21 protein-coding genes are annotated in these 22,677 nt (G+C 64.4%); 6 read left to right on the plus strand and 15 right to left on the minus strand.

The annotated features are described in order from the left end of the window. Window positions 1-40: 40 nt before the first annotated feature. From AC1VXC_RS16755 to AC1VXC_RS16770, 4 genes are all read right to left on the minus strand, one after another. Window positions 41-1,651, minus strand: a complete 1,611-nt coding sequence (locus AC1VXC_RS16755; RefSeq protein WP_313493950.1) for a PepSY-associated TM helix domain-containing protein — start codon at window positions 1,649-1,651, stop codon at window positions 41-43. A 10-nt stretch (window positions 1,652-1,661) separates the two neighbouring features. Further along, on the minus strand, window positions 1,662-1,964 hold the full coding sequence (locus AC1VXC_RS16760) for a hypothetical protein (RefSeq protein WP_313493949.1): 303 nt from the start codon (window positions 1,962-1,964) through the stop codon (window positions 1,662-1,664). After that, window positions 1,961-2,248 carry a hypothetical protein gene (locus AC1VXC_RS16765; RefSeq protein WP_293715896.1) on the minus strand — a complete coding sequence of 96 codons (288 nt, stop codon included), beginning with the start codon at window positions 2,246-2,248 and terminating at the stop codon, window positions 1,961-1,963. Before AC1VXC_RS16765 ends, AC1VXC_RS16760 begins: the two co-directional genes overlap by 4 nt. A gap of 132 nt (window positions 2,249-2,380) precedes the next feature. Continuing rightward, on the minus strand, window positions 2,381-4,600 hold the full coding sequence (locus AC1VXC_RS16770; protein WP_481539696.1) for a TonB-dependent siderophore receptor: 2,220 nt from the start codon (window positions 4,598-4,600) through the stop codon (window positions 2,381-2,383). A gap of 206 nt (window positions 4,601-4,806) precedes the next feature. On the opposite strand from AC1VXC_RS16770, the gene AC1VXC_RS16775 reads away from it, so the two are divergent. The 4 genes from AC1VXC_RS16775 to AC1VXC_RS16790 are packed head-to-tail and all read left to right on the plus strand — an operon-like array spanning window position 4,807 to window position 8,933. Further along, entirely contained in the window at window positions 4,807-5,523 is a 717-nt protein-coding gene (locus AC1VXC_RS16775) for a DUF3348 domain-containing protein (protein WP_313493945.1), read from the plus strand. A 10-nt stretch (window positions 5,524-5,533) separates the two neighbouring features. Then, the gene (locus tag AC1VXC_RS16780) at window positions 5,534-7,621 is read left to right on the plus strand and encodes a DUF802 domain-containing protein (protein WP_481539697.1); all 2,088 of its coding nucleotides are present in this window, start codon (window positions 5,534-5,536) and stop codon (window positions 7,619-7,621) included. Between the two features lie 5 nt (window positions 7,622-7,626). Further along, window positions 7,627-8,277, plus strand: a complete 651-nt coding sequence (locus AC1VXC_RS16785; protein WP_313172829.1) for an OmpA family protein — start codon at window positions 7,627-7,629, stop codon at window positions 8,275-8,277. Further along, window positions 8,274-8,933 carry a DUF2894 domain-containing protein gene (locus tag AC1VXC_RS16790; protein ID WP_481539698.1) on the plus strand — a complete coding sequence of 220 codons (660 nt, stop codon included), beginning with the start codon at window positions 8,274-8,276 and terminating at the stop codon, window positions 8,931-8,933. The genes AC1VXC_RS16785 and AC1VXC_RS16790 overlap by 4 nt, the downstream gene beginning before the upstream one ends. Window positions 8,934-8,951: 18 nt before the next feature. Here the strand turns inward: AC1VXC_RS16790 and AC1VXC_RS16795 are convergent, their stop codons facing one another. The 5 genes from AC1VXC_RS16795 to AC1VXC_RS16815 form a co-directional block, all read right to left on the minus strand. Then, window positions 8,952-10,319 (minus strand): heavy metal sensor histidine kinase, encoded by a 1,368-nt coding sequence (locus AC1VXC_RS16795; RefSeq protein WP_481539699.1) that lies wholly within the window; start codon window positions 10,317-10,319, stop codon window positions 8,952-8,954. Continuing rightward, window positions 10,316-11,008: a heavy metal response regulator transcription factor gene (locus tag AC1VXC_RS16800; protein WP_313172832.1), complete on the minus strand. Its 693-nt coding sequence runs from the start codon at window positions 11,006-11,008 to the stop codon at window positions 10,316-10,318. The genes AC1VXC_RS16795 and AC1VXC_RS16800 overlap by 4 nt, the downstream gene beginning before the upstream one ends. 25 nt (window positions 11,009-11,033) lie before the next feature. Beyond that, window positions 11,034-11,930 carry a copper homeostasis membrane protein CopD gene (copD, locus tag AC1VXC_RS16805; protein ID WP_482995073.1) on the minus strand — a complete coding sequence of 299 codons (897 nt, stop codon included), beginning with the start codon at window positions 11,928-11,930 and terminating at the stop codon, window positions 11,034-11,036. 12 nt (window positions 11,931-11,942) lie between these two features. Further along, window positions 11,943-12,323, minus strand: a complete 381-nt coding sequence (locus AC1VXC_RS16810; protein ID WP_313172834.1) for a copper resistance protein CopC — start codon at window positions 12,321-12,323, stop codon at window positions 11,943-11,945. 389 nt (window positions 12,324-12,712) lie between these two features. Further along, a complete protein-coding gene (locus tag AC1VXC_RS16815; protein ID WP_313172835.1) occupies window positions 12,713-13,423 on the minus strand; it encodes a pirin family protein in 711 nt (236 codons plus the stop codon). A gap of 137 nt (window positions 13,424-13,560) precedes the next feature. On the opposite strand from AC1VXC_RS16815, the gene AC1VXC_RS16820 reads away from it, so the two are divergent. Both AC1VXC_RS16820 and AC1VXC_RS16825 read left to right on the plus strand, forming a co-directional pair. After that, entirely contained in the window at window positions 13,561-14,490 is a 930-nt protein-coding gene (locus AC1VXC_RS16820) for a LysR family transcriptional regulator (RefSeq protein ID WP_481539923.1), read from the plus strand. Window positions 14,491-14,571: 81 nt separating this feature from the next. Then, window positions 14,572-15,099 (plus strand): hypothetical protein, encoded by a 528-nt coding sequence (locus AC1VXC_RS16825; protein ID WP_313172837.1) that lies wholly within the window; start codon window positions 14,572-14,574, stop codon window positions 15,097-15,099. Window positions 15,100-15,129: 30 nt separating this feature from the next. Here AC1VXC_RS16825 and AC1VXC_RS16830 read toward each other — a convergent pair whose 3' ends face one another. The 6 genes from AC1VXC_RS16830 to AC1VXC_RS16855 all read right to left on the minus strand — a co-directional run bounded on the left by AC1VXC_RS16830 (window position 15,130) and on the right by AC1VXC_RS16855 (window position 22,677). Next, window positions 15,130-16,317, minus strand: coding sequence for a GDSL-type esterase/lipase family protein (locus tag AC1VXC_RS16830; protein WP_481539924.1), 1,188 nt, complete (start codon window positions 16,315-16,317; stop codon window positions 15,130-15,132). Between the two features lie 277 nt (window positions 16,318-16,594). Beyond that, window positions 16,595-17,233, minus strand: coding sequence for an RpiB/LacA/LacB family sugar-phosphate isomerase (locus AC1VXC_RS16835; RefSeq protein WP_481539925.1), 639 nt, complete (start codon window positions 17,231-17,233; stop codon window positions 16,595-16,597). Window positions 17,234-17,651: 418 nt separating this feature from the next. Further along, the gene (gene kduD / locus AC1VXC_RS16840; protein WP_313172839.1) at window positions 17,652-18,407 is read right to left on the minus strand and encodes a 2-dehydro-3-deoxy-D-gluconate 5-dehydrogenase KduD; all 756 of its coding nucleotides are present in this window, start codon (window positions 18,405-18,407) and stop codon (window positions 17,652-17,654) included. 219 nt (window positions 18,408-18,626) lie between these two features. Continuing rightward, window positions 18,627-19,712 (minus strand): LacI family DNA-binding transcriptional regulator, encoded by a 1,086-nt coding sequence (locus AC1VXC_RS16845; protein ID WP_313493935.1) that lies wholly within the window; start codon window positions 19,710-19,712, stop codon window positions 18,627-18,629. A gap of 15 nt (window positions 19,713-19,727) precedes the next feature. Further along, a complete protein-coding gene (locus AC1VXC_RS16850) occupies window positions 19,728-21,191 on the minus strand; it encodes a family 43 glycosylhydrolase (protein ID WP_481538337.1) in 1,464 nt (487 codons plus the stop codon). A gap of 202 nt (window positions 21,192-21,393) precedes the next feature. Beyond that, window positions 21,394-22,677, minus strand: a complete 1,284-nt coding sequence (locus AC1VXC_RS16855) for a TRAP transporter large permease (RefSeq protein WP_481538333.1) — start codon at window positions 22,675-22,677, stop codon at window positions 21,394-21,396.

The following is a 22,677-nucleotide window of genomic DNA, read 5'->3' on the forward strand; positions in this document are numbered from 1 at the left end:
TCCGTCGTCGGCAGCGTCAGATGTGTATAAGAGACAGCTCCTACAGCCGGTTTGCCGGTAAGGCCTCTGCCGAGCATGGCTCGGCACTACCTTTTGACCAGACGCTGTCGGTATGGCCCTGCTGCAGGCGCATCTGCGTACGCCTTGCGATGTACAGCATTACCGGCACTGACAGCAGCGCAGTCAGGTCCACCGACCAACTGCCTGGGTGGTACCAGCTTCCGCCGATTCCCAAGGTGCCAGCAACACTGGACAAAGGAATCGCCAACGTACACAGCGCACTCAACCACAGCAGCTCCACCGCAGCACGCGGCGCACCGCGCGCGAATGCCCAGGCGATGGCGGCGACGAATACCGCGTAGTAGATGCCGGTGTGCCAGGCCTTCAGATCGGTGACCAGCGATGGCAGCCATTTGGTCGCGGCGATGCTGGCAGATATGCCGGCCACGCAGCCAAGTGATACGCCAACCGTCAGGCAGGCCAACACCCAGGCCGAACGCTTCTGCACTGGCGTTTCCGCGCCCTTGCGTTTGCGTCGCCGCGATTCCACCCACAGCAGGTTACCTGTGTAGAACAGGGCAGCGCCGGCCAGGCCCATCAGCAGGTACAACCAACGCACCGGGTTGCCACCGAAGCTGCCGAAATGCAGCGCGAAGAACGCATTGACCGCGCCGTTCCAGCCATCCATGTGGCCCGGCAGGTCATGCGCATCCACGTCACCGCTGTATGGATCCAGATGGGTGCTCGCGTATACGCGGGCACGCGTGCCGCGGCGGATATCCAGGCCGGTCACTGTTGCTTCGACATGGCCGCCCTTGTTCTGGAAGCCGAAACTCTGCACCTCGAAGCCCGGCAGCTGCTGCTCTACCCGGCGCAGCAACTCGGCGGCCGGCAGCACTGCGGCTCCACCCGGCGCTTCGGCATGCTCCTCGCTCCACTCGATGCCCTGCGGATACACCACCGCGCCCTGTGCATCGTAGAACTGGTCATGGAAGGCGAACACCACGCTGGTCAGCGCGATGACGATGTGGAACGGCAGGCTGAACAGCCCCAAGGCGTTGTGTGCATCCAGCCACATGCGCTTGATGTTCTTGCCGATGCGCAGCGCGAACACGTCCTTGCTCAAGGTGATCAGCAGCACGATCAGGCCCGATACCAGGGCGACCGCATACGCCATCGCCACCGCGCCCATGATCGGCCGTGCGATCTTGTCCGGGAATGGCAGGCCAACCAGCTGGTGCAGCGTATCCACCAGCTGCGCCACCGGTGCCTTGCGCGTCTGCGCCACCTGCAGGCTGCCGTCGGCGGCGAAGCTGGCGCCATACTCGGTGAACTGGCGACGGCCCTGGCCGGGCGCGCGCTCCTGCCAGTACACCCGCGCCGGTTGATCGGCGTGCGGACGCACCGACACGAAGTAGCGCGATGCGGCCTTGGGGTGTTCGGCCAGCACCGCGGCCACCAACGCGTCGGCCTGTTGCAGTGACGGTGCCGGCGACAACGTGGAAGGCGGCGTCGCCCAGCGCTCCAGCGGCTTCTCGAACATGGTGACCGAACCGGCATAGAAGGCGATGAACAGCATCAGCCCGCTGACAATGCCGATCCAGATGTGCACATCCTTGTAGACCTTGATGATGTCGCTACGAATCTTCATGCAGCCACCTTCATGACATCACTCCACGCACCAGCCACAGCGCGGCGAAGGCCAGCACATTGGCCGCACCCAACCACAGCCAGGCACGCAGGCTGTCGCGGAACAGATAGACGAAGGACAGCACCGTCGCCCAGATCGGTGCCATCAACCACATGTTGAACTGGTTCTTGCCACCGCCGGCATTGATGCCGTCAGGGCCCAGCCACGCGAACAGGCCCGACAACGCCAAGGCCAAGCCAAACCCAAGTATGACGCCCGCACAGGTCTTGCCGAACCAATGGCGGCTTTCCAGCCGCGGTTTCACCGCGTTCATGCCGACCGTCCCGCGCGCACGCGTGCACGCCACGCCCCGAGGAACGGGGCGAGCGACCACACCAGCATCAACAGCATCAACCAAGTGGTGATCGCTTCCAGTGGCGCCAGCAGCGGCCACAGCGCCAACAGTGACAGCAGCACCAGCAGCGTGCCCGGCCACCATGCATGGCGCGTCGGCCAGGGCCCGGCGGCGCGCAGCTGTTGCTGTGGCGAAGCGACATACAACAACAGTCCGCCAATGATGCCGGCCAAGGTGCCGGCGAGTCCCAGCCACAGGTTCATGCGGCCTGGCTGCTGTGCGTGGTCGCGCGTCCTTGCCGGACGCGCATGCGATAGGGGTTCTTCATCGGGTCTGGCTCTTCGCTGGACATGCGCTGGCGGCACCTGCACTAACACGCAGGTGCCGCGCGTCGATCACCAACTGAAACGTGCGGTGGCGGTGACGGTACGGCCGGTGCCGTAGTAACAGGACGACACGCCGCCGCAGGTGGAGACGAAGCGCTTGTCGGTGAGGTTGCTCAGGTTGATCGCGAACTGCGTGCCGATCGCGCCATGCTGGCCGGCGTCATAGCGGATCGCCGCATCCCACAAGGTGTAGGACGGGATCAGGTAGAGGTTGGCGCTGTCGCCGTAGCTGCTGCCGTTGTAGCGCACGCCGGCGGCAACGCTCAGTCCTTCCAGACCGCCGGCAAGGAAGGTGTAGTCGGCCCACAACGCCGCCGTCCAGTCCGGCACCATTGCCAACTGCTTGCCGGTATAGCCGTTGTTGCTGCGGGTGACCTCCGAATCCATCCAGCTGGCTGCGCCGATCAGGCTGAAGCCCTCCAGCGGGGTGATGCGCCCTTCCAGCTCGGCGCCACGCACGCGGCCTTCGCCGTCCTGCACCTGGCAATCCGCATTGCCGGCGGCACCGCAGGTATTGTGCGATTTGATCGGGTCGTTGGTGACGATGTTCTGCTGCCGCAGGTCGTAGGCCGACAAGGTCAGCAGACCATCGAATGAGGCCGGATGGTACTTCAGGCCGGCTTCCCATTGCTTGCCGGTCACCGGGTCGAACGGCGTCTGCGTGTAACTCATGTTGGCATTGGTGCCAGCCGGCTGGAACGACTCGGCGTAGCTCAGGTAAGGCGTCAGACCGTTGTCGGCCACGTACAGCACGCCGGCATTGCCGGTGAACGCCCTGTCCTTGACCTTGGTCGGCACTACCGGGCGGTAGGTATTGGTGGCCACCGTATAGGCCTGGGTCCAGGTGTCGTCCTTGGTCCAGTCATGGCGGCCGCCGAAGGTCAGGCGCCACTTGTCGATGGCGATCTGGTCCTGCAGGTAAACGCCGGTCTGGCGGTTGATGCCGCCGCTGTAGTTGATGCTGGTGGTGACCGGCACGTAGTTGGTGTACACCGGATTGAAGATGTCGATATCGGCCGGGTTGACCATCGCACCACGCGCGCCGGTCCAGTCGGCTTTCTGCCAGTCCACGCCAAACAGCACGGTGTGCTCGACAACGCCGGTGCTGAATTTTCCGGTCAAGCGCGTATCGACAGTCTCGCCCTTGGAGTCGCCTTCGCCCCAGGTCGCGCGCCGCTTCTGGGTGCGGCCATCAGCGTTGAGTCCCCCATTGGTGACCACCGTGCGGAACACCGATTCAACATCGGTATGGCGCGCGCTCTGGCTCAGGGTCCAGTTGTTGTTGAAGCTGTGCTCGAACAGGTAACCCGCGGTCCAGATGGTGCGGTCGAAGGTATTCCAGTTGGGCTCACCGATGAAGGTGGTGTTCTTCATGTAGCCGTAGGCGGTGGGCCGCAGCGTGCCGGCCATCGGCAGGAACTGGTAGGTCGAGCCGCCGTCGTCCTTCTGGTACAGGCCGAGCAGGGTCAGGCGCGTGCGCTCGGCGATCTGGAAGGTATAGCTGGGCGCAAGGAACCAGTGCTGCTGCTCGGTGCGGTCGATCTGGGTCTGGCCGTCGCGGTACAGGCCGACCAGACGCAGCAGGTGGCGGTTGTCGTCGCTGCCGGTGCCAACGTCGAAGGCAGTGCTGTACTGGCCGTTGCCGTCGATGCCCAGGCGCAGCACCTGCTGCTGATCAGGCACCGGCGTCTTGCTGACCTGGTTGACCATGCCGCCCGGGGCCACCTGCCCGTACATCACTGCAGACGGGCCCTTGAGCACCTCCACCCGATCCAGGTTCCAGCTGTCGACCATGCTGCGGTTCCACTGGCTGCCCTGCGGCGCGCGCATGCCATCGATGGTGACATTGTTGGCCCAGCTGCCGGCGTCGAAGCCGCGGATGCGGAAGTCATCGACACGGTTGTCGATGCCGCTGCTTTCCAGCGAAACGCCAGCCACGTAACGCATGGCCTCGTTGAGGTTCTGCACGCCGCGTGCGTCCAGTTCCTCGCGCGCGATCACCGAGACCGACTGTGCGGTTTCGGCGATGGCGGTATCGGTCTTGGTCGCGCCGGAAGTGTGGCCGGTGGTGCGGTAGGCATTGACCCGCACCGCATCCAGGGTCTGCGCGTCGGCAGCCGGTGCCGCGTCAGCTTCGGCGGCGACTACAGCAATCGGGAACAGGGCCGAGACGACGGCAAGGGACAACAAGGCCGGACGGAGACCGGCAGAAATACGGGGGAGGGACACGGATCAACCTGCACAGACAGAAGTATTGGCTGACTGCCCAAGCAGCGGCTGATGCGCTGATTATAGTAAGTAATAACCATTCTCAACAACATTGCTGGCACTGGCTGTTCTGCCAGCCCCGCTGGTGCCGCCCGCCGAGGCCTGAATACCCGGCCCAAGGCGCGCTTTGCGCCAGCATGTAAAATGGCCAATTTTTAGTCAGGACCATGGCGAAAGCATCCGAACGGGCGCCCGTTCTGGGCCCGGCGTTCATTCGCCTGCTGGCCCGCTTCAACGACGAGGGAGCTTCCCCTGCGGCACCTGCGGTGCCGGAGCGGCTGGCGCAGTGGTTCGACTGGAACCGTGCCATCACCCTGTCCAAGGCGCTGGACAACCCGCCGCCGGAGCCCGAGGCCGGTGCCGACTACACACCGGCGCAGGATGTTGAATACGCCAATGTGCGAGCCAAGCTGACAGAGGCCATCCAGGCCGAGATCGACCTGAGCCCGCCGCGCAACCCCGCCCCTGCCGACGCCGAGCTGCCGCCCGGCTTCGCCCCCTACCGCCAGCATTACCTGAACCAGCAACGTGCCATGCAGACCGTCAGCGGCCGCCTGCGCGGCCGCCTGCGTGACATGCTGGCGCGGCAATCCCCTGCCAAGGCACGCCTGGCCGAAGTCGACGCGGTGATGGAAGCCACCCTCAGCCCGCGCGAACACAGCCTGCTCTCCCATGTGCCGGTGCTGCTCGGCCTGCACTACCAACGGCTGCTTGCTGCAGCCGCGCACGACCCCGCCGATGCCGCCGCATCGGATTCCACCGCGGCACCCACCGGCCCTTGGCTGGTCACGTTCCGGCAAGACCTGCGCATCGCGCTGCTGGCCGAACTGGATGTCCGTTTCCACCCCATCGATGGCCTGCTTGCAGCGCTACGCACCCGGTAATCCGTACCTCATGTCCAGAAACCTCGTCGCAGTCGTTGTCTTCCTTGTTGGCCTGTTGGCCGTGTGCTGGATCGGCATCGGCTATGCCGGCACCCATCCGCTGGCCGCGGTGGTCGCCGCGATCATCGCTGCCTGCTACCTGGCCGGCGCGCTTGAGCTGTTCCGTTACCGCCAGGCCACCAGCACCTTGCAACAGGCCTTGCCGTCCATCGGTGAAGCCGCAGACAACCTCGACGGCTGGCTCGGCCGCCTGCAGCCGGGCCTGCGTGGTCCGGTGCGGCTGCGCGTACAGGGCGAGCGCGTCGGCCTGCCCGCACCTGCGCTGACCCCGTATCTGGTCGGCCTGCTGGTGCTGCTGGGCATGCTCGGCACCCTGCTCGGCATGATGGCCACCCTGCGCGGCACCGGCCTGGCGCTGGAAAGTGCCACCGACCTCGATGCGATCCGCAGCTCGCTGGCCGCACCGGTCAAGGGGCTTGGTTTTGCCTTCGGCACCTCCATCGCCGGTGTCGCCAGCTCGGCCGCACTCGGCCTGCTGTCAGCCCTGCTGCGCCGCGAACGCGCGCAGGCCGTGCAGGAACTGGATGCCGGCATCGCCAGCCAGCTGCGCATGCATTCGCAGAGTTTCCAGCGCGGCGAGACCTTCCGTCTGCTGCAGGAACAGAACGCGCTGATGCCGACCCTGGTCGAGCGCCTGCAGGCCATGATGGGCAGCCTGGAGCAGCAGCACCAGGCCAACAACGAACGCCTGCAGGCCAGCCAGCAGGAATTCCACCAGCGCACCGAAGCGGCCTATACGCAGCTGGCGGCATCGCTGCAGCAATCGATGCAGGCCGGCATCAGCCAGCAGGCCAATGCGGTGGGCGCCGCACTGCAGCCCGTCGTTGATGCAACCATGGCGGGCCTGGCTGACAAGTCCAATGCGCTGCACGCCAGCATCGACAGCGCCGTGCACAAGCAACTGGAAGGCATCAACGCAGCCGTGCAGAGTGCGGCCGCAACTGCGGGCAGCAGCTGGAACAGCGCACTGGAGCAACAGCAGCGCAGCAACAGCGCGCTGACCGAACAGCTGCAGCAGGCACTTGCACAGTTCAGCAGCACCTTCGAACAGCGCTCCAACAGCTTGATCGACGGCGTTGCCGCGCGCATGGAAGACAACGTCAGCCGCACTGCCGATGCCTGGCGTGATGCACTGGCACAGCAGCACAACGCGCATGACGAACTGGCGCAGCGCAATGAGCAGGCCTTGCTCGCGACTTCGTCTGCGTTTGAACAGCACGCGCAGTCGCTGCTGTCTTCGCTGCAGCAATCGCACGAACAACTGCAGAACGCTTTCGCCGAGCGCGATGAACAGCGACTGGGCCAATGGTCGCAGTCGCTATCGGCAATGGTCTGCACGTTGGACAGCAGCTGGCAGCGCAACGGCGAAGCCGTCGCACAGCGCCAGCAGCAGATCTGCGACAGCCTGGCGCAGACCACGCAGGCCATGAGCGAACAGCAGCAGGCGCAGGCCCGCGACACCATCGCCGAGATCTCGCGCCTGGTGCAGACCGCCTCCGAGGCGCCGCGCGCCGCCGCCGAAGTGGTGGCCGAGCTGCGCCAGAAGCTGTCCGACAGCATGGTCCGCGACACTGCCATGCTGGAAGAACGCGGCCACCTGTTGTCGACCCTGGAAACCCTGCTCGGCGCGGTCACCCACGCATCGACCGAGCAACGCAGCGCAGTCGACGCACTGGTCAGCACCTCGGCCGATCTGCTTGAACGCGTCGGCAGCCGATTCAGCACCCAGCTTGAAAGCGAGGCCAGCAAGCTCGACCACGCCGCCGCCAACGTCACCGCCAGCGCGGTGGAGATGGCCAGCCTGGGCGATGCCTTCGGCAGTGCCGTGCAGCTGTTCGGCCAGTCCACCGCGGCGTTGAACGAGCGCCTGCAGCTGATCGAAAGCGCATTGGACAAGTCGCTGGCCCGCAGTGATGAGCAGCTGGCCTACTACGTCGCGCAGGCACGCGAAGTGGTGGACCTGAGCATGCTCTCGCAGAAGCAGATCATCGGTGAGCTGCAGCAGCTGGCCGAAGCCCGCGACAACGCCGGAGCCTGAGCGCGATGAGCGACGAAATCGAATTCGACGCCGAATCCAGCGCCACCACCTGGGCCGCGTTCGGCGACCTGATGTCGGTGCTGCTCGGCGCCTTCGTGCTTATCCTGGCCAGCGTGATCGGCATCCAGCTGCTATTGCACAACCGCCTGGATGAAGAGGTCAAACAGCGCCAGGAACAGACCGCCAAACTGAAGACGCTGGAGCAGGCGCTGGCCGCGCCATTGGCGGCTGGCCGCGTCACCGTCATCAATGGTCGCATCGGCATCAGCGGCAGCGTGTTGTTCGCGCTCAACTCCGACCAGCTGCAGCCGGAAGGCCGTGAGCTGCTGCAGAGCATCGCCGCGCCGTTGCGCGACTATCTGGGCGCACGCGAGGAAATCCTGATGGTCAGCGGCTTCACCGACAACCAGCCGGTGCGTGTGGTCAATGGCCGCTTCGCCGACAACCTGGAGCTATCGGCCGCGCGTGCGCTCACCGTCACCCGCACCCTGATCGCCGACGGCGTGCCATCGCAATCGGTATTTGCCGCTGCATTCGGCGCCGAGCAGCCAGTCAGCAGCAACGATGACGAAGCTGGCCGCGCCAAGAACCGCCGCGTCGAGATCGCGCCTATCCCGCGTCCCAAACAGGACGGCAAGGCCGATGCCGCGCAATGATGTCCGCTGACTCGGCAGCACTGACACAGCTGCAGGCATGGCGCGAGAGCGGCGCTGATCGCTGCGATCCGCCACGTTTCGAATTGATCGCGGCGCTGGCGCAGCGTGCACAGCGCTATGCGGGCAGCGCGCGCGCGCAGCTGGATGCGCGCCTGTCACAGCTGACCGATGCGTATGCACAGCTTGTCGCTGTTGAAGTTGCGAAGCCTGCAGCAAAGTCTGGCACCGAAAGTCCTCTGCAATCACTGCTGCAGCAGCTGGAGGCAGATCCGCTGCAATACCAGTTGCCGCTGAGCACCTCCAACGCGGCAGCCGTCGACAGCGACACTGGCGACAACAACGAAACACCCTTGATGCCGGCACTGGATGAATTCCAGCAACTATGGAGCCGCATCCGCATCGACAGCCTGCTGCGTCAGTGTCTGGACTCGTTGCCAGAAGATGCCGGACCACTGAATTCCAGCGTTCTGACCTATCGCGCGATGGCGCTGATGCAGGAGCTGTCGCCGGAGTATTTGCAGCACTTTATCGCCTACGTGGATGTGCTGACGTGGATGGAAGCGTTGGGCGCCAGCAGTCCGCAAGGCAACACTGGCCGCGCGGCCAGCGCCCGCAAGCCTCCGCGCGCGAGCACAGGCAAACGCAAAAAGGCCTAGCGCTTCAACACGCGCCGTTCATGCCAGCGGCAGCTGCAGACTGAACACCGTGGCTTGCGTTGTGGAGATCACCTGCACCTGCCCACCATGCGCCTGGGCGATGGCGCGGGTGATCGCCAGACCCAAGCCTGCGCCCTCACCATGGCCGCGCCCGCGCGAACGATCCGCGCGGTAGAAGCGATCGAACAAGCGCGGCAATACATCGGCAGGAATCGGCGTACCAGGATTGCTGACCTCGATGCTGCAACTTCCGTCACCGCTGCGGATGCGGATCTGTACCACGCCGCCCGGCGGGCAATGCTGGATGGCATTGGAAAGCAGGTTGGCAACGGCACGATGGATCATCAAACGATTGCTCTGCAGATCGGCATCGCCGTCGCGCTGCAGCTGCACCTGTTTGTCTTCGGCCAGCAGGCCATAGAATTCCAGCAGCGCATCCACCAGGCTGCCCAGCGCTACCCGTTCCCGGGTTGGCAACGCATCCACCGTTTCCGCCTGCGCCAGATACAACATGTCCGTCACAATCCGCGATAGCCGCTGCATCTCCTCGGCGCAGGAGCCAAGTGCATCGCGATAGGCGGCGTTGTCGCGTGGCTGCGCCAGCACCACATGCACCTGGGTGAGCAGGTTGGTGATCGGCGTGCGCAACTCATGGCTGAGGTCGGCAGAAAACTCGGACAACCGAACGAAATCGTTCTGCAGCCGCGCCAGCATGCTGTTCAAGGTCTGCGCGAGGTGATCTAGTTCGGCTGGTGCCGCGCCCACCGACAGGCGCCGGTCCAGATGCTCGGTGGTGATCTGCCTGGCTTCATCGGCCAGGCTTTGCAGCGGCCGCAACGTGCGCCGCACCACGTAACCACCGAGCAGGCTGCTGGCGACCGCCGCCAAGATGATGCAGGCCGCAAGCAGCTGGTGGAAACCACGCAGGAATGGCGCATGGCGCGCACCGTCGATCGCCAACAACAAGGTCAATGGACGACCTTGCTGCATCTGGCGCAGATGCAGGACGATGAAGCGGGTGCCATCTGGCAGGCGCCACAGCTGCTGTCGCAGCTGCGCCGTCGGCGGATGCTGCTGCGCATAGGCCAGCAGGCTTGGTGGCGCGGTGGAGAACAGCGCGTTGCCGTCGGCATCACCGATCCAGAAGGCGATATCCGGATGGTGGCCCAACGCTTCACCGAGCCGTTGACCTAGCTCCTGCGGCGGTACGGTCGCCGCCATATCGCTGATCAGTGCCGCCTTGTTCTCCAGCTCGGCCCGGTCCAGGGCATTGAAGTTGTGCCGCACCGCCTGGTCGATGGCGATGCCGAGCACCGCCATCACCAACACACTGATCGTGGCCAGCAGTGCGGTCAGTCGCCAGACGGTGGAGCGTCGCCGCGTCACGCATCGCCACCGGCGGCTGGCGCTTCCAGCACATAACCCATGCCGCGCACGGTGACGATGAGCTTGTCAGCGAAATCGTCGTCGATCTTGGCCCGCAGCCGGCGTACCGCGACATCGATGACATTGGTGTCGCTGTCGAAGTTCATGTCCCACACCTGCGATGCGATCAGCGAGCGCGGCAACACTTCACCACGGCGCCGCGCCAACAGTTCCAGCAAGGCGTACTCCTTCTGGCTGAGCTGGATGCGGCGCTCGCCGCGCTGCACGCGGCGACGCAGGGTGTCCACCACCAGATCGGCGATGACGATGCGCTCTGCCTGCGGCTGCACCTGGCCGCGACGCAGCAGGGTGCGCACGCGTGCCAGCAGTTCGACGAAGGCGAAGGGCTTGACCAGGTAGTCATCTGCACCGAGTTCCAGGCCCTGCACGCGATCAGGAATGCTGCTGCGCGCGGTCAGGAACAGCACCGGCAGCGGATTGCCGGCATCACGCAGCCGCGCCAGCACGCTCCAGCCATCCATGCCCGGCAACATCACGTCCAGGATCAGCAGTTGATAGTCGCCGCTGCTGGCCAGATGCAATCCGTCCACGCCGTCGGCGACCAGATCCACCACATAGCCGGCCTCCTCCAGTCCCTGGCGCAGATAGCTACCGGTCTTGGGCTCGTCTTCGACGATCAACAACTTCATTGCAGGTCCTAGAAGCAGCGCTGGCTCAGGCGGTGGGGTCAAGCGTACCCAGTACGGCGACACATGCCAGCACCAGCAGCGCCAGCAATGCTTCCAGCGCTAGGCTGCGGCGTAGTGCCCGCAACGGATGCACTGCTCGGGTCTGCAAGGCGGCAGCTAGGGCTGGCACCAGTCGCCAGCGGTGCAAGGCTGCCAACAGCAGCATGCCGGCAACCAGCAACAGCTTGAACGATAACCAGCGCCCATGGGTGGTGCCGGTCAGACTGGCCAAGCTACCGCCCAGGTCGATGTAGCTGATGCTGCCGGTAATGGCCAGCAGCGCGACGATGATCGTACCGGGCAGCGCGAAACCACGCAGGCCGGCCAGCAGCGCCGCTGCGCGTTCGCCTGACGGTTGTTGCTGGCTGCGCCTTAGCAGGCCCAGCAAGGCCATGATGGCGCCCAGCCACGCGCCGGCGGCAAGCAGGTGGATGATGCCTGCCGACAAGCGCGGCCAGCCCTGCAGATAGTCGCCGGCACCGGCATGACCGTTCCAGGCAAGACTGGCCAGCGCGATGGCGGCCAATGCGGTCTGTGGCAGCAGCTGACGCGCGTGCTGCCGCCGTGGCAGCAACAGGAGCAGCAGCAAGGCCAGCACCGCGCCGCGTACCAGCGCGGCGCGTCCGGCGGTGGTGGCACCGATGAACCAGGCCAGATCATCTACCCCCAGTGCATCCGGTGCGATGTCGAGCAAGGTGGATACGCGCAAAGTCGCGTCCAGCAACACCATGACAAGACCAACGATGGCCAGCAGCAGGCCCCAGCTGCGCCAGCCCAGCAGCGGTGCCAAGCGCTGACTACGCGCGAACAGCGGCACGCCGAACAGCAGCATCAGATCCACATACAGCAGCAAGCGCAGCGCATAGACAAAGGACTCGGACATCTTCCAGCCTGCTTACTTGACGCTGAAATCGATCTCGCCACTCATCGGGTGGCTGTCCGATCCCACCGTGCGCCACTGCAAGCGGTAGTTGCCCGGTACCAAGGGTGCAGTGGGCACGGTGCGCAGGGTGCGGCCGTCGGCAAGTACCTGCGCGGGCGCCACTGCCACCTTCATCCACAAGCGACCATGGCCCATGAACAACTCGGCGCGCGTTCCGCGTGCCAGCAGAGCTTCGCTGAAGGTCACATCGATCTGCGTTGGCGCGGCAACCGCAGCGTTGGCAGCAGGGCTGGAGCCCAGCACACGCGGATGCGCCATCGCCGTGGCCGACAAGAGGAAGCCAGCCAGCAGCACGGTGGCAGTGGAGAGAGAAAAACGACGAAGTGATGACATGACCGGCACCTGCAGGAGAGGTGCTCAGGCTAGGCGCGCGCAGCTGTCATCGGCCTGACCTGGAGATTACGAAACTGTCAGGAACGCCGTGCAGAACCCACAGGCGGAGCAGGAGAGGCCACCAGCCTGGCATTTGCTGCAGGAACTGCAGGAGCGGCGTAAGCCGCGAAGCTGACGATGCTCAAACCTTTGGCAGCTGTGTCATCTGATGATCTTCTTGCTTCGCGGCTTACGCCGCTCCTACAAAAAATCCGACACCAGAGGTCTGGCGTCGGATTCTGGGTTGCTCAAATGCTCAAGGGAACAGCATTGGCGGATATCCCGCCTTTGTCGTCTACGAGAGCTTGATCGGGTAGAGATACATAACCCGACTCTGACCCCGGTTTTGCTTACTTCAGCGCGGGGGTATCCACCAACACCAGCTCGGAGTCCTCCAGCGCGGTGATGCGGATGCTGGTCTCGCCGCTGATGGCAGCGCCATCGCGCGCTTCCAGCAGCACGCCACTGACGTCGACCTTGCCGGTGTTCGGCACCAGGTAGCCATAACGGTTGGCGTCGGTGAAGTGGTACTCGGTGCTCTCGCCGGCCTTCAGCGTGGCACCCAGGACGCGGGCATTGGCGCGGATCGGCAGTGCATCGTCGTCACCTTCCATGCCACTGGCCAGGGTGATGAAGCGGCCCGAACGCTCGCCCTTGGGAAAGGGCTTGCTGCCCCAGGACGGCTTGCCACCGCGCTGGTCCGGGAAGATCCAGATCTGGAAGATCCTGGTGACGCCGGCCTCCAGGTTGTATTCGGCGTGGCGGATGCCGGTACCGGCACTCATCACCTGCACGTCACCTGCTTCGGTACGGCCCTGGTTGCCCTGGTCGTCCTTGTGGCTGATGGCACCTTCGCGGACGTAGGTGATGATTTCCATCTCGGCATGCGGATGCGGCGGGAAGCCGGTGCCAGGCTGGATGGTGTCGTCATTCCAGACCCGCATCGTGCCCCAGTTCATGCGCTTGTTGTCCTGGTACTCGGCAAACGAAAAGTGGTGCTTGGCATCGAGCCAGCCGTGATTGGCTCCACCAAGGCTGGCAAATGGGCGACGTTCAATCATGGCGTTCTCCTGAAAGCGGTGGGGTTTCGATGGGAGAAAGTCTAGGCCTGCACCTCAACATCGAGAATAGAAAGTATGGAAAAGCATTCTTTCCATTTGTGACATGATCTCCCTACCCCGCCCCGCGAGCCGCCGCCATGAACCGTCTGCCTGACCTGGAAGCCTGGGCGATCTTCGCCAAGGTAGCCGAAGCCGGCTCCTTCGCCCGCGCCGCCGAAGAGCTGCAGCTGTCGCAGGCCACTGTTTCCAAGGCCATCACCCGGCTGGAGACGCGCATCGGCACCAGCCTGTTCCACCGCACCTCGCGACGCATGTCGCTGACCGCGGCCGGTGAAGCGGCGCTGGAGCGGGCAGCGCGCATCCTCGACGAGGGCGAGGCGGTGGAGGCCGAAGTAGCCGATCGTTCGGCGGCGCTGCGCGGCCTGATCCGGCTGGCGGCACCGATGTCGTTCGGGGTATCGCGGCTGGCACCGCTGCTGCCGGCCTTCATGCAGGCACATCCGGACGTGGAGCTGGACATCCAGCTCAGCGACCAGATGGTGGATCTGGTGGCCGAGCGCTTCGACATGGCGCTGCGCATTTCCACCTTGGCCGACTCCAGCCTGCGCGCACGCCAGCTATGCCAGGTACGCATCCTGCTGGTCGGGTCGCCAGCCTACTTCGAGGCCCACGGGCGTCCCAACCATCCGCGTGATCTGGTCCAGCACCGCGGTTTCCAATACAGCTATACCCGCAGCGGCAATACCTGGCGCTTCCGCCACCCGCGCCATGGCGAGTTCGCGCAGACCGTGCCGCGCCAGCTGCAGGCCAATAACGCCGAAGTATTCGATGCCGCCCTGCGGGCCGGCTTGGGGCTGGCCCTGCAGCCGGAGTTCCTGGTCTGGGAGCAACTGCGCGACGGCACGCTACAGACCGCGATGGACGATTGGAAAGTGGAGCCGCTGGCGCTGAGTATCATCACCCCACCCGGCCTGCATCGGCCGGCACGGGTGCAGGCCTTGATCGACTACCTGGCGCAGCAGCTGGAACAGGAACCATGGGCAGCCCGCCTTCCTGTATCACACTGACCCTGCGCAGTCCGCACACAACATGCGGCACCTCTACAATCCGTGCGTGCATTCCCGCGCGCCAGACTTTCTTTCCTGTCCATGAAACATCTGTTCAACGTCCTGCTGCTGTCCCTGCTCCTTGCCAGTCCTGCCGTACAAGCCAGCGATACTCCCGAATCCGTTGCCCGCGCCTATATCGCGGCCATCAATGCCAACGGGATGGAGGCCGGCGCGGATTTCTTCCATCCGGATGAGCAGAAGCGCCTCAAGGACATGTTGCAGCCGGTATACGACGCGATACCCGAAGATGACCCCGCGCATGGCATGGGTAATGTGCTGCGCAAGATGCAGGCAGACGAGTTCGCGCGCCGGATGATGCGCTTGAGCGAAGCGCAGTTGGACGGTGCACGCGTCGTGGTGGATCGGTTGGATATCCTGGGGTCGGTCGCAGAGGGCGAAACCGTGCATCTGGTCGCGCGCACCAATTTCACCATCGGCGCCGTCAGCTTCTCCAAACTGCAGGTGATCAGCCTCAAACCTTATCAGGATGGCTGGAAGCTGCTGCTATCCGGCGATATCGAAGGCATGGTCCAAGGAATGCAGCTGCGTGGCATGGTGCCGCGCTGATCGCGCGGCCATCATCAATACAGGGCAGGCTCAACGAGCCGACGTGGTTGGATAGGCTAGCATCACCACCAGGTCTTCTTCGCCAGTCTGCTGCAAGGCATGGCTGCTGCCACTGCGGGTAAGCAGGGCGTGGCCGGGGCCAACTTCGTATTGCTTGCCATCAAGCACATACAGGCCGCGGCCGCTGACGATGTAGTAGATCTCGTCCTTGTGCTGCGGATGCAGGCCGATGCCGGCGCCCTTGTGCAGCACGCGCTTGCGCATCACGAAGGGCAGATCGCTTACGTCGGCAAAAAACGAATAGGCAGTGGTCGGTCCAGCGCCGCCGTGTGGGCCCGGTTGCTGGCGACCGATGTCCTGCTCGCGGATGACCTGTGAGCCGTGCGAATTGCCTGCATCCTGCACCGGTGCCGCAACCGCCGGTGCCGCGACACTTGGCGTGGAGACAGCAGCGCCCTGCCCTGCGCTGATCGCGCCGCAATCGATATCACGCTTCAGCGTCGCTTTCATCTGCGGTGCGATCTCGACCCAGCCACGCATCACCTGGCAGGCAACCGCAGTTGCACCGGCCACGCTGAAATGGGTGCCATCGGCCTTGTTCTGTTCGGGCACGAACATGAAGTAGGGCTTGGCGCCCTGCTCGCCCAGCGCGCGTATCCACGCCATCGAGCTTGCGTTGAGATCGATCAGCTGCACATTGTGCTGTTTCGCCACCTGCTTCATCGCCTGCGTGTAGCGGCCGTGTGTATCCAGCAGCGCACCGAAGTCGTAGAGCAGCCGCGCAACCGGGGTGATCAGGATCGGTGTTGCACCCTTGTCGCGCGCGGCAGCAATGTAGCGCGAGAGGAATTGCGGATAGTCGCTGTCCGGATCGGTGTAACGCGTTGGGTCCTCGCGCTTGGCATCGTTGTGACCGAACTGGATCAGCAGTACATCGCCTGCTTGCAGTTCCTTTTCGATTGCCTCCAGCCGCCCTTCGTTGATGAAGCTGCGGGTGCTGCGACCGCCGACGGCGTGGTTGCGTACCTGCCATTGGCTCACATCCAGCCAGCTTTGCAGCGCCTGGCCCCAGCCGGCCTGCGGCGCGCGTTCAGGGCCGTAGCTGGCTGCGGTGGAGTCTGCGGCTATGAAGATGCGGTGGGTTGGCGCTTGGCATTTGGCTTGGAAAGCAAATGCAAACGCGAAAATGCCGACTAGAAAGGATGCATGAAATTGCATGGGCTGCTTCTGCTCAATAGCCCCTCTCCCCTTGCGGGAGAGGGGTTGGGGAGAGGGGTAGCGATCGAAGAACGCTGCTTTCATCAGTTCCACCGCCAAGAAGCAAGCGTGCTGCGCACGCCTCCCCTCTTCCGCCCTGCGGGCACCTTCTCCCGCAAGGGGAGAAGGGCTGGATCCAGGTTTCATCGTGATCTGATGGCACACGATCAATCGCAAACAACAAAGGCGCCCGCAGGCGCCCTTGTCTGCCCGCAAGGGCGCTACCGCATGCGTGGGCTTACTTGCCCAGCACGCTCTTCACGTAGGCGACGATGGCGTCGTCCTTGGCATTGTCGAAGAACGCCTTCTGGAAGCGCTCGCCGCCAACGGCCTGCTTCACCAGTTCCTGGTCGATGGACTTCAGGCCTTCGACGAAGTCCTTGGAGGCGCCCTGCTTCACCTGCGCCAGGATGCCGGCATTGGCCATCTGTGATTCCTTGCGCTCGGCCGGGTAACCCTGGCCGCGCTCACCGGAAAATGCCTTCTCGAAGATGTAGCGGATGTTGATTTCCGCACCCCAGCCAAAGCCCTTGGCGAACGGCAGGGCCAGCGCGTTGCCGCTGTTGACCTGGGCGAACAGGAAGGCGTCGGTTGGCTCGATGCAGTAGCCGCAGAACACGCCCGGCCATGCATTGAGCGACATCATCGCGCCCTGCCCGGTGCCGCAGCCGGCGACCACGAAGTCCACGGCCTTGGCGTTGAGCAGCAGCGCTGCGCAGATGCCGAGGTGGATGTAGGTCAGGCGGTGATCATTGTCACCGTCCATGCCGACGTTGAAAACGTCGTGGCCCTGCTGGGCGGCGACGGTGTTGAGCTGTTCCAGCACCACCGGGTTCTTGGCGGCCTGGCTGAACTCCTGCATCAATGCGATTTTCATTGCGTGACTCTCGATTAGGGGGAAACGTTGTTGGTGATGAGGTGGAAGCAAAAGCAAAAGCTCCCCTCATCCGCCCCTTCGGGGCACCTTCTCCCGCATGCGGGAGAAGGGAAATCTGTGCTGCGCGCGACTGCAGCTTGGCTGCCTGCGCTCGCTATCGCTGTGACTGTCGCTGTCGCGCCCGCCTTTGCTTCTGCTTCGGCTGTTGCTTCTGCTTCGGCTGTTGCTTCGGCTTCTGCTTTGGCTTTGGCTTCGGCTTCGACTTCGGCTTTGGCTTTGGCTGTTGCTTCTGCTCCTGCCTTGGCTCTTGCTTTCCCCTCTCCCGCCTGCGGGAGAGGGGTAGGGGTGAGGGCGCTTCTGGCTCTTCAGCTTTACGCTTCTTAACAGCCTTTCAACTGCGCCTCACCACCTTCAATCCTCAGCGCGCCAACCAACCACCATCAACCGGAATGATCGCGCCGTTGACATAATCCGACGCGCTCGAGGCCAGGAACACCGCGGTGCCGCCCAGGTCTTCCGGCTTGCCCCAGCGGCCGGCCGGGATGCGGTCCAGGATCGCCTTGTTGCGGTCTTCGTCAGCACGCAGCTGGGCGGTGTTGTCGGTGGCCATATAGCCCGGGGCGATGGCGTTGATGGTCACACCCTTGCCTGCCCACTCATTGGCCAGCAGGCGGGTGATGCCGGCAATGCCACTCTTGGAAGCGGTATACGACGGCACCCGCACGCCGCCCTGGAAGGACAGCATCGAGGCGATGTTGATGATCTTGCCGCTGCCCTGGGCGATGAAATGCTTGCCGGCGGCCTGGCTCATGAAGAACGCGGACTTGATGTTGACGTTCATCACGTCGTCCCAATCCTTCTCGCTGAAATCCACGGCATCAGCACGACGGATCAGGCCGGCGTTGTTGACCAGGATGTCCAGGCGACCCAGACCGGCAATGGTTTCGGCAACCACGCGCTCGACCGGCTCGATGCTGATCAGGTTGGCTTCGATGTTGAGAAAGCGGCGGCCCAGCGCGCGCACCTTCTCGGCGGTCTCGTCGGCCGGGACGATGCCGGCGCCGGCAATGTCGGCACCGGCGGCGGCCAGCGCCAGCGCGATGCCCTGGCCCAGACCGGTATTGGCACCGGTTACCAGGGCGACCTTGCCTTCGAGACTGAATGGATTCGTCATGCTGTTCCTCTCCCAGAGCGGTAGTTCGATGGTGCTGTCAGCGGTTGGCGCCGCAGCGGTGCGATGGCGCCGGGTCGGGCCCGGTCAACACATCTGTCCAGTGGCCCGCCAGGTTTGCAGTGCGGGCCTGCCGAGCGATGATAGCCAATTATGGAAACCGGTGTCATTTTGCACTGCAAGATATCCGGTTTTCTTTGCAAAACAAAAACTTGGGTTTCTTCAGTCCTGCGGCGGCTGGCAGGAATCGCGCACGATCAGATGCGGGCGCACGCTGGCCAGGGGTAGGGCATTCTTGCCCTCCGGCTGGATCAGCATGGCGGCCGCTGTTCTCCCGGTGTCACGGGTATTGCGGCGCACCGAGGTCAGCGATGGCCACAGCCGTGAGGCCAACGGGCTGTCGTCGTAACCGACCACCGACAGCTCGCGCGGGATATTGATGCCGGCCCGCATGGCGACCTTGTAGACGCCGGCGGCCATTTCATCGTTACCGGTGAAGATGGCGGTGGGGCGCTGCTTGCCCAGCAGCAGCTTCTCGGCCGCGGCCACACCGGATTCGAAGGTGTAACCGGCCTCGATGATGCGCGCCGGCGGCAGTTCGATGCCACGCCGCTCCAGGGCTTCAAGGAAGCCGGCGGTGCGCTCATGGGCCGAGCGGTAAGCGGTGGGGCCAGTGATCAGGGCGATGTCGCGGTGGCCCAGCGACAGCAGGTAATCGGCCGCTTCGGCGGCGCCGTCACGGTCGTGGGTGATCACCATCTGCGAGGTTTCATCCAGCGGCAGCGAGGCGATGCGGGTGAAGCGGCAGCCGATCTCGTCCAGCATGTCGGCCAGCGCCTGGTCTTCGGAAGCACGCGGCACCAGGATCACGCCGTGCAGCTTCTGCTGCTGCACGAAGCGCTTCACGCCCTCGATGTAGCCGGGGCTGCGGGTGTCGCAGGGGTGCACCACCAGCTCGAAGCTGGAGCCACGCAGGGCGTCCAGTGCACCGTTTTGCATGTCCACCACGTATTGCGCGGTGGGGTTGTCGTAGACCATGCCGATCAGGAACGAGCGCCGGAACGCCAGCCCGCGGGCCAGCGGGTCGGGCGTGTAGCCGACCTCGCGCATCAATGCTTCCACCTTGTCGCGGGTGTCTTTGCGCACCAGCGGCGAGTTGTTGATGATCCGCGAGACCGTCTTCTTGGAAACACCCGACAGCCGCGCGATGTCGTTGATGGTGGCGGGCCGCCCCAGTGACTGGGGCGTGGCGGCGGCGTCGGCTTTCTTGCGCAAGGCGATGTCCTTGAAACCGTTCAATACATTCATTCTATCGGGCCGCGCTCAATCCAGTGCGCGGTAGCGGAACTGGCGGAAGTGGACCTTGCCATTGCCGGCGGCGTAGATGGCCGGCTTCAGCGCAAGGAATTTCCCCGCCACATTGTGATGGTAGCCGGAGACTTCCATCTGAACAGGGTATTTCTGCCAGGTCCGGCCGTCCTTGGAGCTGTGGATGGTGAGGATGTGGCGGTTGTTGCTCACCCGCAGCCACAGCTTGCCGCCGGTGGCACTGGGCTGGGGCCGGGTGGGGCGCTCCTCGCCATAGCGGTGCAGGATGAACTGCTCGCCATTGCTGCCCACGCCAGCGTACAGGCGGTCGCTGTAGAACAGCAGGGCGCCAGCGAAGGCACCGGGCTCGATGTCCATTTCCACTTCGAATTCGTAGGCGACGTCGCCGGCGATGGCAGTCAGCGGTGACGCATCGCGCGGAGTGCTGCCCTTGCCCTGCAGGGTCATGCCGTCACTGCCGAAGGAAAGCCGCTGGTACTCCTCGCGGGTCGGGTTGAAGAACGACCACTGCGGGCCGAGCTTGCCGCCCTTGAAGTCATCGGACAGCGCCATGCCATGCGGCACCGCTTCACCGGACGGCTTGGCCAGCGGCGCGCCCAGATCGCCGCCCTTGGCCACGAACCAACCGTCGTCGGTCCACTCGATCGGCTCCAGCAGCATCTGCCGGCCCAGCGTCCAGTAACCGTTCTCGTAGCCGTGGTACATCATCCAGCCGCGGCCATCGGTGCCTTCGATCAGGGTGGCATGGCCACGCGACCACCACGGCTCGGCGCGATCGACGGTGCGGGTGATGGGGTTGTTGGGTGCGTTTTCCCACGGCCCGTGGATCGAGCGCGAGCGTGCGGTGATGACCATGTGCCCGGTCGGCGGACCGGCGGTGCCGCCGACCGCGGTGGTCATGTAATACCAGCCATTGCGCTGGCTGATCTTGGGACCTTCTTGGGCATAGGACTCCACGTCCCAGCTTTCCGGGTAACGCCAGCCGTCATAGACATGCCTGGGCTTGCCAACCACGCTCAGGCCGTCATCGCTGATCTGCACGTAGTCGCCACCGGACAGGAACAGGTAGCGCTTGCCGTCCTCGCCCACGGCATGGCCGGGATCGATATAGCCGGACAGGCCGATGTCGATCGGCTCGCTCCACGGGCCCTTGATGTCGTCGGCCCAGACCACGAAATTGCTGCGCGAATCACCGGTACGCGCCGGGAAGTAGATGAAGTAGCGGCCTTTGTGCTTGATGATGTCCGGCGCCCAGATCGCGCCCACGTTGGTGGTGATGGCATGGCCCAGCGGCTGCCAGTTGACCAGGTCGCGCGAATGCCAGATCGGCAGGCCTGGGTAGGCATCGAACGAGGACAGGGTGAGGTAGTAGTCATCACCGTCCTTGAGCACCGACGGATCCGGGTGATCGCCGGCCAGCACCGGGTTGAGGAAGCTGCCATTGCCCAGATCGGCCATGCGCTGGTGCTCGATGCCACGCTTCGGGCCGATCGGTACATCAGCGGCCCAGGCCGGCACGACGGCCAACAGGCATGCGGTGGCCAGCGCGGCCAGGCTACGGGTCACGTTCATCGACATCTCCAGGTTGAAGGCGCGGCGGATACGCCAGCGTCAAACCACGGCTGCGGACAGGCGCGAACCTGTCCGCAGCGTGCATGCATCAGCTACGCAGCAGGGCCGGCAGCCACAGCGACAGTTCGGGGAAGAAGGTCACGATCAACAGCACCAGCAGGCCGGCCATCCAGAACGGCCAGATGGTCTTCATGCTTTCGCCGACGCTGATCTTGCCGATGGCGGTACCGATGAACAGCACCGAGCCCACCGGCGGCGTGACCAGGCCGAGGCCACCGGTCAGCACCAGCACCAGGCCGAAGTGGATCGGGTCGATGCCATAGGCCTTGGCCACCGGCAGGAAGATCGGCGTGCAGATCAGGATCATCGGCGCCAGGTCCATGAAGGTGCCCAGCAACAGCAGCATCACCACGATCATCAACAGCACCATGTACTTGCTGTGGGCGAAGGACTGCAGGAAATCCACCGCCGCCGCAGGTACCTGCAGGTAGGCCAGCAGCCAACCGAACACCGCAGCGGTGGCGATCACGAACAGGATCACGCCGGTGCTGCGCGCCGCATGGATGACGGTCTCGAAGAACTCCTTGATGCGCAGCTGGCGGTACAGCACGGTGGTCACCAGCAAGGCGTAGACCACGGCGATGGCAGCCGATTCCACCGCGGTGAAGATACCGGCGCGGATACCGAAGAAGATCAGGCCGACCAGGCCCAGGCCGGGCAGGGCGGCAACCAACCGCAGCAGCACCGCGCGCCAGCCCGGGAAGGCTTCCACGCCGTAACCACGACGACGCGCGACCACATAGCCGGTGACCATCAGCACCACCGTCATCAACAAGGCCGGCACGATGCCTGCGGCGAACAGGTCGGCAATGGACAGGCCACCGCCGGCCGCAGCCGAGAACAGGATCAGGTTATGCGACGGCGGCACCAGCAGCGCCACCAGTGCGGCGGTGATGCTGACGTTGACCGCGAAGTCACGGTCATAGCCCCGCTTGACCATCTGCGGAATCATCGTGCCGCCCACCGCCGACACGTCGGCAATCGCCGAACCGGACACGCCACCGAAGAACAGCGAGGACAGGATGGAGACCTGGCCCAGGCCACCACGCAGGCGCCCAACCAGCGATGAGGCCAGGGAAATAAGACGCTCGGAAATACCGCCGCGCATCATGATTTCACCGGCGAAGATGAAAAGCGGAATGGCGATCAGCGAGGCCGAGCCGGTACCGGCGGAAATCTGCTGCACCAGCACGATGCTGGGGATATCCAGATACAGCAGTGTGGCCAACGCGGCAGCGGCAAGCGCATAGGCCACTGGCACACCGATCAACAACAGCACGCCGAATACGGCGAAAAGAATTGCGATACCCAT

The sequence above is a fragment of the Stenotrophomonas sp. STEN033 genome, from assembly GCF_056856655.1.

Bases quoted from the DNA above. Each gene is read 5' to 3' on its own strand.
- AC1VXC_RS16755 (WP_313493950.1), bottom strand. From the start codon at position 1,651: ATGAAGATTCGTAGCGACATCATCAAGGTCTACAAGGATGTGCACATC.
- AC1VXC_RS16760 (WP_313493949.1), bottom strand. From the start codon at position 1,964: ATGAACGCGGTGAAACCGCGGCTGGAAAGCCGCCATTGGTTCGGCAAG.
- AC1VXC_RS16765 (WP_293715896.1), bottom strand. From the start codon at position 2,248: ATGAACCTGTGGCTGGGACTCGCCGGCACCTTGGCCGGCATCATTGGC.
- AC1VXC_RS16775 (WP_313493945.1), top strand. From the start codon at position 4,807: ATGGCGAAAGCATCCGAACGGGCGCCCGTTCTGGGCCCGGCGTTCATT.
- AC1VXC_RS16780 (WP_481539697.1), top strand. From the start codon at position 5,534: ATGTCCAGAAACCTCGTCGCAGTCGTTGTCTTCCTTGTTGGCCTGTTG.
- AC1VXC_RS16785 (WP_313172829.1), top strand. From the start codon at position 7,627: ATGAGCGACGAAATCGAATTCGACGCCGAATCCAGCGCCACCACCTGG.
- AC1VXC_RS16790 (WP_481539698.1), top strand. From the start codon at position 8,274: ATGATGTCCGCTGACTCGGCAGCACTGACACAGCTGCAGGCATGGCGC.
- AC1VXC_RS16800 (WP_313172832.1), bottom strand. From the start codon at position 11,008: ATGAAGTTGTTGATCGTCGAAGACGAGCCCAAGACCGGTAGCTATCTG.
- copD (WP_482995073.1), bottom strand. From the start codon at position 11,930: ATGTCCGAGTCCTTTGTCTATGCGCTGCGCTTGCTGCTGTATGTGGAT.
- AC1VXC_RS16810 (WP_313172834.1), bottom strand. From the start codon at position 12,323: ATGTCATCACTTCGTCGTTTTTCTCTCTCCACTGCCACCGTGCTGCTG.
- AC1VXC_RS16815 (WP_313172835.1), bottom strand. From the start codon at position 13,423: ATGATTGAACGTCGCCCATTTGCCAGCCTTGGTGGAGCCAATCACGGC.
- AC1VXC_RS16820 (WP_481539923.1), top strand. From the start codon at position 13,561: ATGAACCGTCTGCCTGACCTGGAAGCCTGGGCGATCTTCGCCAAGGTA.
- AC1VXC_RS16825 (WP_313172837.1), top strand. From the start codon at position 14,572: ATGAAACATCTGTTCAACGTCCTGCTGCTGTCCCTGCTCCTTGCCAGT.
- AC1VXC_RS16830 (WP_481539924.1), bottom strand. From the start codon at position 16,317: ATGCAATTTCATGCATCCTTTCTAGTCGGCATTTTCGCGTTTGCATTT.
- AC1VXC_RS16835 (WP_481539925.1), bottom strand. From the start codon at position 17,233: ATGAAAATCGCATTGATGCAGGAGTTCAGCCAGGCCGCCAAGAACCCG.
- kduD (WP_313172839.1), bottom strand. From the start codon at position 18,407: ATGACGAATCCATTCAGTCTCGAAGGCAAGGTCGCCCTGGTAACCGGT.
- AC1VXC_RS16845 (WP_313493935.1), bottom strand. From the start codon at position 19,712: ATGAATGTATTGAACGGTTTCAAGGACATCGCCTTGCGCAAGAAAGCC.
- AC1VXC_RS16850 (WP_481538337.1), bottom strand. From the start codon at position 21,191: ATGGCCGATCTGGGCAATGGCAGCTTCCTCAACCCGGTGCTGGCCGGC.
- AC1VXC_RS16855 (WP_481538333.1), bottom strand. From the start codon at position 22,677: ATGGGTATCGCAATTCTTTTCGCCGTATTCGGCGTGCTGTTGTTGATC.